9 protein-coding genes and 1 pseudogene are annotated in these 10,642 nt (G+C 31.7%); 4 read left to right on the forward strand and 6 right to left on the reverse strand.

Annotated features, from left to right (window positions below; genetic code table 11):
* The 3 genes and pseudogenes from ACXAHM_RS25450 to ACXAHM_RS25460 all read right to left on the reverse strand — a co-directional run.
* A partial coding sequence (locus tag ACXAHM_RS25450) for a ligand-binding sensor domain-containing protein (protein ID WP_474966812.1) occupies nt 1-676 on the reverse strand: 676 nt, incomplete at its 3' end.
* Nucleotides 677-892: 216 nt separating this feature from the next.
* A pseudogene (locus ACXAHM_RS25455) lies at nt 893-988 on the reverse strand (two-component regulator propeller domain-containing protein); the annotation flags it as partial.
* A 311-nt stretch (nt 989-1,299) separates the two neighbouring features.
* A complete protein-coding gene (locus tag ACXAHM_RS25460; protein WP_474966816.1) occupies nt 1,300-2,256 on the reverse strand; it encodes a ligand-binding sensor domain-containing protein in 957 nt (318 codons plus the stop codon).
* A gap of 152 nt (nt 2,257-2,408) precedes the next feature.
* Between ACXAHM_RS25460 and ACXAHM_RS25465 the strand changes: the two genes are divergently transcribed.
* Entirely contained in the window at nt 2,409-4,094 is a 1,686-nt protein-coding gene (locus tag ACXAHM_RS25465; RefSeq protein WP_474966820.1) for a glycoside hydrolase family 43 protein, read from the forward strand.
* Between the two features lie 53 nt (nt 4,095-4,147).
* On the opposite strand, the gene ACXAHM_RS25470 is transcribed toward ACXAHM_RS25465, so the two are convergent.
* Both ACXAHM_RS25470 and ACXAHM_RS25475 read right to left on the reverse strand, forming a co-directional pair.
* On the reverse strand, nt 4,148-4,903 hold the full coding sequence (locus ACXAHM_RS25470) for a DUF4262 domain-containing protein (protein WP_474966824.1): 756 nt from the start codon (nt 4,901-4,903) through the stop codon (nt 4,148-4,150).
* Nucleotides 4,904-5,635: 732 nt separating this feature from the next.
* Nucleotides 5,636-6,952 (reverse strand): O-acetylhomoserine aminocarboxypropyltransferase/cysteine synthase family protein, encoded by a 1,317-nt coding sequence (locus tag ACXAHM_RS25475; protein ID WP_474966828.1) that lies wholly within the window; start codon nt 6,950-6,952, stop codon nt 5,636-5,638.
* Between the two features lie 401 nt (nt 6,953-7,353).
* On the opposite strand from ACXAHM_RS25475, the gene ACXAHM_RS25480 reads away from it, so the two are divergent.
* Nucleotides 7,354-8,205 carry a hypothetical protein gene (locus tag ACXAHM_RS25480; RefSeq protein ID WP_474966832.1) on the forward strand — a complete coding sequence of 284 codons (852 nt, stop codon included), beginning with the start codon at nt 7,354-7,356 and terminating at the stop codon, nt 8,203-8,205.
* Nucleotides 8,206-8,655: 450 nt separating this feature from the next.
* A complete protein-coding gene (locus tag ACXAHM_RS25485) occupies nt 8,656-9,216 on the forward strand; it encodes an exonuclease domain-containing protein (RefSeq protein WP_474966836.1) in 561 nt (186 codons plus the stop codon).
* Nucleotides 9,217-9,273: 57 nt separating this feature from the next.
* Here ACXAHM_RS25485 and ACXAHM_RS25490 read toward each other — a convergent pair whose 3' ends face one another.
* Nucleotides 9,274-9,840, reverse strand: coding sequence for a carbonic anhydrase (locus ACXAHM_RS25490; RefSeq protein ID WP_474966840.1), 567 nt, complete (start codon nt 9,838-9,840; stop codon nt 9,274-9,276).
* Nucleotides 9,841-9,960: 120 nt separating this feature from the next.
* Between ACXAHM_RS25490 and ACXAHM_RS25495 the strand changes: the two genes are divergently transcribed.
* Complete coding sequence (locus ACXAHM_RS25495) at nt 9,961-10,551, forward strand: DUF3267 domain-containing protein (RefSeq protein ID WP_474966844.1); 591 nt, start codon at nt 9,961-9,963, stop codon at nt 10,549-10,551.
* Nucleotides 10,552-10,642 lie beyond the last annotated feature (91 nt).

Raw genomic sequence — 10,642 nt, forward strand, 5'->3', positions numbered from 1 at the left:
TGGTTATATTATTATTTACGTAGTAAAAAAGGGGATGATTATTTTTTTCATCCCCTTTTGTGAAATATCTTATTTCATGATAGTTTTTATCATAAAAATCAAGTCCTTTATCATAAAAACCAACCCATATTTTTTCGTTTTGATCTTCAAAAATCGACCAGACTACATTAGATGTGATTGAATTTTTATCATATTGATTATAGGTGAATTTTTGTAGAACATCTGTGGAAATACTATATCGATACAGACCGTAATTTTCAGAACCTATCCAAAGATTATTGTCACTATCGTTGATAAATGAGGTCATTTTGCTTGAGGGAAAACGTTCATCATCCAGCTCTTCTAAAACTAAATTTTCAAGATCAACCTTAAAAATGCCATGATCCCAAGAGCCAATCCATATTGTATTTTGATGATCTTCAATAATAGCTCTGAAATTGTAAACTTTATACCCTTTAGGTAATTTAATTTCTTGGTGTTTTAGATTTTCTTCATTGAAAATAACGATTCTCTCAGAACCTAAAGCCCAAATTCTACCCAAATGATCTTGAAATACTGCTCTCCAAGTTTCATTTAAACCAAATTTAAAGGCGACTTGTTGTAATGTCTCATCAAGAAGATATAAACCATTCGAACCTGCCCACCAAATATGATGTTGACGATCTTCAAAAATCATATTAATAAGGTCTTTATTAATCGTAGGGTGAGCTTCGACTCTTCTAAATTTATCAATTTCTTTCTGATAAATACAGACGCCTCCAATTGTACTAACCCAAAGACGATCTTTTGAATCGTAAAAGAGATTTTCTACATAATTGTGAGGAATTGTCAGGTTATCATTAAGTACACTTTTGTAAATTTTATAATTAGTACCATCAAACCTGTTTAAGCCATTGTTTGTGGCAAACCAAATAAAACCATCTTTATCTTGAGTAATTGAAGAATTGAACTTTTTATATTGCCCTTCAGTGACGTGATTAAAATCTATCGTTTACTGAGCAAATATTTGTTGTGTCCCCAATAAGTACAATAATATAAATAGTGTCGAAATTCTCATCATAGTAGTACAGCTAATCAAAGGTTATTGAAGTCAGTGAAATTATAGGTGTATTTTTCAGTTAATTCAAGTTTTAAAATACTAAACAACTGAGATATAATGAGAACAAATGAAGAATTATTTTCTCATGAACCTCAAATAAAGTGAAATTTTAGGAGAAACATAACTTTCGTTATACTTCTGCGTATTAATGATGATTAACTTTTTTAGTAGTGCTAAGCATTCCTTTGAAATTAGTTTTGTTATAATTTTTCAAAAGAAGTATTTATACTTATTTCATTAGGTTGATACACTTCAATTCCCATCAATCGACCTACCCAAATTCTACCGCCTTTATCTTCTTGGATCCCGAAAAAGAGGTCATCTTTTGAAAGTACTTTTTGAATATTTATTTGATAAGGGAAGTTCGGATTATGGTGGATTTTACCCAATGTTGCTTGAGTACCTACACGATGTGTAACCCACAAATTATTTTGACTATCTGTAAAAAGTGAACCGCTACTTTCAGAGGATACTTTTGTTATCTGATTTTGAGATTGATAATACACACCACCATAGCCAGCCAGCCAAATATTACCCATTTTATCTTCAGTGAAAGCCCAAATATTGTAGAGTGTTTCTCCTTTTGGAGTTCTTACAGTTTCAAATTTTTTGGTGTTTCGATTATATAGCATTGTGCCACCTCTTGTTCCAATCCAAATATTATGGTTTCGATCTTCATAAAAAGTATTGATATCTAGATTAATAAGTCCATTTTCCATGGTGAAATTAATGAATTTTCCCTTCTTAAACTGACTGATTCCTTTTTCTGTTCCAATCCATAAAATTCCGTTTTGATCCTCTAAAAATTTCATGACACGATTTCCTACTAATCCATCTTCTGTAGTATAATGTATAACCTTTTGATCTATAATTCTATACACCCCATGATGTGTACTGCCAATCCAAAGCTCTCCATTTTTTAACTCAATGGCATCAAAAGCATCTAAGGTATCAAGAGCAAAAAGAGTATGAAATTGTTTACCGTCAAATTTGATGATACGATCAAAAGAAGAGAAAAGTAAATTTCCATCTTTATCTTTTCTAATTGAACGTGTAATGCGTGAAGGTACTTCCTTTAATTCCTGAATTTTAGGAAGAACAGTTTGTGCAATTACCTTATTTTTTTCTTGTTTTGTTTGACAAGAAAGTTGTGCCATAACAATGCAGAGTAGAAGTAAGTAGGTTTTCATCTAAATAAGGTAATACATTATTGTTATATAATTACATGCTTTTCTAAATTTTCAAAAATATTATCGACTTAACTTTGAATATGATTAACTTGTTGCTGTTTTAACGCTTTTAAATGAAAATGAAGAAATTAGTCCTTATCTTATGTTTCTTTGCTCACCTATCTTTTGGGCAAGAAACTACTTTCAAAAACCCGATTTTACAAGGGGGATATCCTGACCCTTCTATCACAACAGATGGAGAATATTATTATATCGTAAACTCCTCTTTTGAATACTTTCCTGGCCTTCCTTTACACCGTTCCAAAGACTTAGTCAATTGGGAGTTTGTTGGGTATGGATTACACCGAGAAGACCAATGTAATGGTGAAATGAATTTAGTGGATGTACAACAAAATGGCGGAATTCATGCACCTACAATTCGTTTCCATGATGGAAAATTTTACATCATCACTACGAATGTCTATAATCCTATTGATGGTTCTCCAACTAAGACGATCAATTTTATTATTACAGCAGAAAATATTACCGGTCCTTGGTCTGAACCTCATATTATAGAAGGTGCACCGGGAATTGATCCAGATCTTTTCTTTGATGACAATGGTGATGTTTGGTTTGTAGGGACACATTCACCGGAGAACCCAAATTATGAAGGAGAGGGAGAAATATGGACACAACAACTTGACCTTGACAATTGGAAATTCAAAGGTGAAAGACACTACCTTTATCGCGGTGCATGTGGAGGTGTTTGGGTTGAAGGACCTCATGTTTATAAGCATGATGGGAAATACTACCTAATGGTTGCAGAAGGGGGGACGAGTTACAATCACGCAATGATGATTGCGGTAAGTGAAAATATGACGGGCCCTTATGAATCTAATGAACGAAATCCAATCTTGACAACTAGAAATCTTTCATATGACAATTGGGTAAATTCTACGGGGCATGCTGATATTGTCCAATTGAAAGATGGTCGTTGGTATATGGTCGCACTTGGAATTAGAGGTGATTTACAACGGGCCTCTAATATGGGTAGAGAAACATTTTTGATCCCTGTTCAATGGGAGAGAGTGCCATTTTGGTGGGAAGAAATTAAATACGATTGGCCCGTAGTTGCTCCAGAAACTGGGCGTGTGATGAAGAATGAAAAACTTCCTTTTACAGATCATCCACAACAAAGAAATGATGCTTTTTTAGATAATTTTGATCAAAAAGACCTAAATGTTGAATGGAACTTTAGACGTGTTCCTATGGAAAATACATACAGTCTTTCAGCTAAAGAAGGCTGGTTAAGACTTTATTTAAAACCAGAATTCATCAAAAAAAGAGGTCGTGCAAGTTTGATGGGAGTACGTCAAAAAGAAACGGATTTTGAATATTCGGCTAAAATGAACTTTGCTGCTAAAAAAGAAGGTGCAGAAGCTGGAATCAGTATCTTTCAGAAAGATGACAACTTTATCAACTTTACGGTGATTAAAGAAAATGGAAAAGCCGTTTTAAAATTAAAATTAGCAGAGAAGAAAGTAGACGAATTACAAGTTTTAGAGGAACAAGAATTATCGGATTATAATGGAAAGATTCAACTAAAATTAGTTTCAAAAGAAAACCAATATACGTTCTCTTATTCTCTGGATGATGGAAAAACATTTACAGCATTTCAACCCACTAAATCAGATTATTTGTTGAGCTTTGGTTGGAATAGTGGATATACCGGTGCCTATTGTGGTGTTTATGCTACTAGCAATGGCAACAAAACAAAAGAATATGCCGACTTTGATTGGGTAGAATACAAAGGTTTTGAAAAATAAAAAATGATAAAAAAGCGCTATTGATTATACTGATCGATAGCGCTTTTTCTTTTTTAATCCTCTTCGGAATAATCCGAAAATTCCCAAGGAGAATGTATATCTTTACGAGTAGCACACTGTCCATAACTTAGAATGTGTACTTCATTTAAACTTTTATCTTTTTGAACCAACTCATTGACTGGTAAAATAACAACATTATCAAAATCAGGATGTTCTTCACTGTGAAATTCCCAATCACCATCATGTGTATGATAAACCCATAATATTGGATTTCCTTCTAAAGTATATTTTGTGGTGTAAACCTTTAACTCTTTTTCTTCAAAAAACTTAAAATCATTGTTTCTATCTAATAAGGGCTGATTGAATTTCCAATCTTTATTAAATTCTGCATCCCAAGGAAAGCGGCCATTTTTATCTGTCCAAACCATCTGAAGCGCAGGAAAATCAGTAGAGTCGTTATAAAAGTGAGCACAATAATCTAAATAATTGAAATAGTTATTTTTATCAACTTCCACAAATTGAACAGGATACTTATTTAGAATACTGTCATAATTTGTGTTTGTTGAGAATTTAGTGCCTTTCTGTACCTTTTCACAAATAGCATTCAAAGCAACTTGCATCACTTCATTTGAAAGACCAAATAGAATCACTTCAGGATGTTGATAAGAGGCATATAAACCAATACTAAAAGCAAATGCAGGTAAGTAATCATCACCATCAATGATACCGATATGATACCCATGTTCTTTAATATTTTGAGCAATTAATTTCTCTGTCTCAATATCTAAAAATTGTTCTCCTTTCATCATATTTCTTTTAGTACACCGCAAATGTATTATTCTAAATTTATTTCAAGAGAATTATTAGAATATATTTCAATTAAATTTTTTAATAAAAAAGAAAAGGCATTGTAATCAATAGGATCACAACACCTTTTTAATTTTGACATAATACTGTCATTTACTCGATTTGTTGTCGCTTGCTTTAAGAGTTAGTCAAGCGGTTATTGATCTTTTCTTTAATTCTATACTCAAACTTTTTATTCAACAAGACGATTAAATTGTCTGTTTTTGATGATTCAAATAATGGAGGTTTAAGTCAGTAAAAATGTTATCAATCACCTTTATCACACGCAATAAACACAAAGGGAAAGCATTAATTTTAACTGTATACTTACATTCTCTTCTATTTGATTGCATCACCTTAATCCTATTTGGGAAAAGTAGCAGATACTAATTGTTACGGTTTTAAAATAAGAATGACGTTTAAAACTTTTGCAAGTAAACCACTACTTTATTGTTGAAATTGAGAACCTTATACTTGAAATTTTTAAGGTCCAAAGATTGAATGATACATTTTAATAAATTGCTTTAAGTAAAGAATTTGGTAAAGATTTTTTAAGTCGAGACGAAAGTATTAAGGGATTCCATTGTAAGCAATGTTACAATTAATATTCTTTTGAAGGTACAACAGAAAGTTTAATGGATACAAAAAAGCCTTCTTTGTTCAACAAAGAAGGCATCAAATATTTCAATTCATCACTAAGCTACAGGAACTTGTGTCTTTTCTAATGCTTGTTTTATATCAGCAAGAATATCATCAATGTGCTCATAACCAGTTGAAATTCTCACCATGCCAGGTGTAACTCCACTTGCAATTTGTTCTTCTTCACTTAGTTGTTCATGAGTTGTAGAAGAAGGGTGGATTGCTAACGTTTTGGCATCACCCACATTGGCTAAATGTGAGACTAATTGTAGGGAAGAAACAAAAGTTTTAGCAGCTTCGTAACCTCCTTTTACTTCAAAACTAAATACACCACCTGCACCGTTGGTTAAGTATTTCTGTGCTAATTCATAATACTTACTTGATTTCAGGCCTGGATAATTTACTTTATCTACTAATTCGTGAACTTCTAAAGTTTCTGCCAATTTTTGTGCATTTTGAACAATTCTTTCCATTCTCAAAGAAAGTGTTTCCAAACCTTGTGTTAGTTGGAAAGCATTAAATGGACTTATTGCTGGACCATAATCCCTCAAACCTTCCACTCTCGTACGAATAGCAAAAGCAATATTTGGTAAACCTAATGGGTTATTTTCACCAAAAACTTCCCAGAATTTTAAGCCATGATACCCTTCAGATGGCTCCGTAAATATTGGAAATTTACCATTACCCCAATCAAAGTTTCCACCGTCAACGATAATACCACCAATAGACGTACCGTGTCCACCAATCCATTTTGTAGCAGAAGCAGTAACAATATTAGCACCATGTTTTAAGGGTTGGAATAAGTACCCTCCAGCACCAAAAGTATTGTCAACAACTAATGGTATTTTATGTAATTTTGCGATTTGAGCAATTTTCTCAAAATCTGGAATATTCAATTCAGGATTACCAATGGTCTCTAAATAAATCGCCTTTGTATTTTCATCGATTTTAGCTGCAAAATCTTCTGGATTATCACCTTCAGCAAAGCGAGCTTCAATACCTAGACGTTTAAATTGAACTTTAAATTGGTTGTAAGTACCACCATATAAAAATGAAGAAGCAACAAAATTGTCACCATTTTCCATGATATTTGTAAGTGCTAAAAACTGTGCAGATTGTCCAGATGCGGTAGCTACTGCTGCAACACCACCTTCTAAAGCAGCCATTCTTTTTTCGAAGACATCAGTCGTAGGATTCATGATACGAGTATAGATGTTTCCAAACTCTTTTAATCCAAAAAGATTAGCAGCATGCTCAGCACTGTCAAATACATAAGATGTTGTCTGATAGATTGGTACAGCTCTAGACTTCGTTGTTGGGTCTACTTCTTGTCCGGCATGTAATTGTAGTGTTTCAAATTTGTAATTGCTCATTTCTTAGTATCTATTTGTAATATTAAAAATGTTAGGATAGGTAAATAATTCAAGTAAAATATAATACTCCACTGAATCTATAGGTAAAGTAAAAGAATATAGTTTGAATTACAATTTTAATGTCGTATTTTTTGAAAAATTAAAAAGATTTATTCAATTCTGTGATAATATGATAAATCTAAATCATAATATTGAAAAATTAAGATTAAAAAGAAGTTGTTGTTATTGAAGTCGTAAATTTTTTGTAAAACAAAATATTTTGTTAAAATTGTTTTGAAGCACTAAACAATGCATAATATCTAGAGTTAGGATCTTAATCTTTCTAAATGAAGATATAAGTCATTATAGAAATAATCTTCAGCTGATTATTTTTGTATTGTTCATTAACGCAATATTTGAATTTGAATAAATTATTAATCACTATATCGACTCTTTTATTTCTTTTGGGATGTAAATCTTTTGAGAATTCAAGTGAGGTACCCAAAGATGTGACTTATGAAATTTCTCATAAACAGGAGTTAAGTTTCAAAGGTGGTCTTGTAACAGGTATGGTTTATTCAAAAAATCATGATGGTTTGTGGATGCAAACAAAAACAGAAAATGAGCCTTACCTTTATCTAGTAAATCCTGAAACGGGAAAACAAAAAGACAAGGTTTTTGTAAGAGGAACTTCATTTGGATGGCAAGGAATTTCTTTTCATTCTAATGATATCAAGATAGGTGATATTGGAGATCCATTAAAAGAAAGAGATAACATTCAAATTTACTCTATTGATGAAAGTAATATAGAAGATCACTTTGCAGTTCCCTTTATTCAGACTTTTGAATATCCTAATCTTAAAAAAGACGCAAAAGCGTTGGTTTTTCACCCTAAAAGTAAAATGTACTACATATTTACGTTTAATGATGATAAAACAGAAGTTTACAGTATATCATCTCGAGTAAATAAAGGTACACTTACAAAAGTTACAGAGCTTGATTTTAAAAATGTTACAGATGTACATTTATCTCAAGATTTAAAACAAATCCTAGTTGTCACAAGAAATGAAGTTTATGTTTATAATACTTCAACCAATAGAAATATCATAACGGTTTTATCTGAAGATGAACCTCTTTATACCAAAGAGTTGAATCAATGTGTTTATAAATCGGCTTGTTTTTTTGGAGACAATAATGATATCTGTTTGCTTGTATATAACCCAATTCAAGAAAAAGCATATTATACTATTGAAAGAAGAGTTGGACAGTACTAGGCAATTTCTTCTTACATGTTATGAATCTAAAAGACATTAGAAAGCTCAAACTCATGATACCCTACTTTTTGTTTAGTAAATAAATTAAAAAGTGGAGCGAATATTATAATCATCTAATAGAAAATGCCGCAATGGCTAACGGTTACGTATATTCTGTTAAGGAATCCCAACAATTGTAGGGAACATACATTTACAGTTGTCTTATATATGAATTGATCGAAATACACACAACTTTAATTAACGAATTAAAATTACAAGTTACTGTTATCATTGGTGTCTATTAGAAAGACATCAATAGATTATTTATTTATAATAAGTCATCCATTTAACTTAAAGCATTACATTCTATCTATTGAGGCCGTCCGACAGAAAGGGACGGCTTCTTTTTTATCCTTATATTTTATTTTATCTTTATTCCACATTTTTTTTATCCCTACACAAACAGATAACATGCATAATAAGATACTAATCATCGATATTGAAACCACCGGATTTTTAAATCAAGGAGGACATATTGCCGAAATTGGAATGGTAGAACTAGATGTTGTTACTGGAGAGAAGAACATTGTTTTTGATGAAGTTTGCCATGAAAAAGGGATGACCCTAGATAGTGTGCAGAGTAGTTGGATCGTCAGTAATGGTTATATGACTATGGAAGAAATACGCTATAGTCCGCATTTGGAGAAACTAAGACCTAGAATTCAAGAAATATTGAATACATATACAAAAGGAGCAACGGCCTACAATCGTTCTTTTGATTTTGATTTCTTAGAAGACAGAGGATTTTCTTTTCCAAGAAAATTAGAGTGCCCCATGCAACTATCTACTGATATTTGCCGAGTGAAATGGAATAATTACAGAAAAGAATGGAAGTGGCCTAAGGTAGAAGAAGCTTATGATTATTTCTTCCCTAACAATGATTACACGGAAATTCATAGAGGAGCAGATGATGCCTTCCATGAAGCAGATATTGTGCTTGAGTTGGTGAAAAGAGGAGTGATGAAAGTATAAAAAAAGCCATCTTACATTAATTTTGTAAGATGGCTTTTTAATTATCTTAAATAAGAATTAGTCAATAAATTCAACTTTACCTTCTAAGTTATAGTAAGCTGAAACAATTTTTACTTTACCACTATCAACAGCACCTTTGATAATAGATGACCTGTTCACTAATCCTTCAGCATTTAATTTTGCATTTACTTTTACTACATCGTTGATTTCTGATCCTTTAGGAGCAGCAGCAACAGCAGGTGTAATATGAGAAAGTAAGTGATTTAAGTTGTATCCGTTATCACCACCAGCTACAGCTGCAGTAACAGCACCACAATTTTGGTGACCTAATACAACAATTACTTGAGAACCTAAATTAGCAACTGCATATTCAATAGAAGCAATGCTGTCTGTGTTTGCAATATTACCCGCATTACGAACAACAAATAACTCACCAATGCCTTTGTCAAAAAGTAATTCAGGGACAACTCTACTGTCTGCACAACTTAATACGATTGTATCAGGCGACTGTCCTTTTAATGACTCCTTTCTTCTATCTTTATCTCTTAATTTTCCTTCAGACTTGTCTGCAACAAAATTAGCATTACCCGCCTTTAAGCCGTCGATGATTTCTTGTTGTGTCATAATTTAGTTTCTTTAAATGATTATTAATTTTAGAACGGTCTAAGATAATTTATAGCTTTTTTGTATCAAAATATTAAAATTAGTAATTGCAAACAATTGCAAACAAGCTAACTAAAACTTATGAAAGAAATTAAAATTATCGAGCATAAAGATATGGCTTACTTTATTGTTAGTCAGTTTAATAGTAAGAGTGTATTGATCTTTATATATAAATTTATACAGTATGCTTTTTTAATTAGTTTTATCGGTTTTTTTGTAATGAATGTAATTCAGAACTATGAGAACAAAAACCATTTATTGTCTATCTCTTTCAAATTTTCATCCATCTTATGGTTTTTTCCTTTCTTAGTTTTTATACATGAAAGTATTCATGCACTAGCCTATAAGGTAGTAGGTGTGAATAATGTATACTTTGGAGCAATTCTCAAAAAATTAATGTTTTATGCTGCTTCAGATCGAGAAGTGATCAATGGAAGACAATTTTTATTTGTTGCATTTGCTCCTTTTGTTGTAATTAGTTTAATACTAATAAGTGCTGTTTTTTTATTTCCTAATTACTTACCTGTTATTTTATCAATATCCACATTACATATTATTTCTTGTTCTGGAGATTTTGGCCTAGCAAATTATATTATAAAAATAGGGGCTGCTCTTATTTATACAGAGGATTTTAGAGAAGAGTGTATCACAAAGTTTTACATAAAAGAATAAAAAAAATCCTTTCCTGTTTGACCAAGAAAGGATTTTTTATATCTCTAATTGTAATTATTTATTTGATAATTACTTTTTGAACGATTTTATC

It is taken from the genome of Flammeovirga sp. AWQ4_249, from assembly GCF_056161045.1.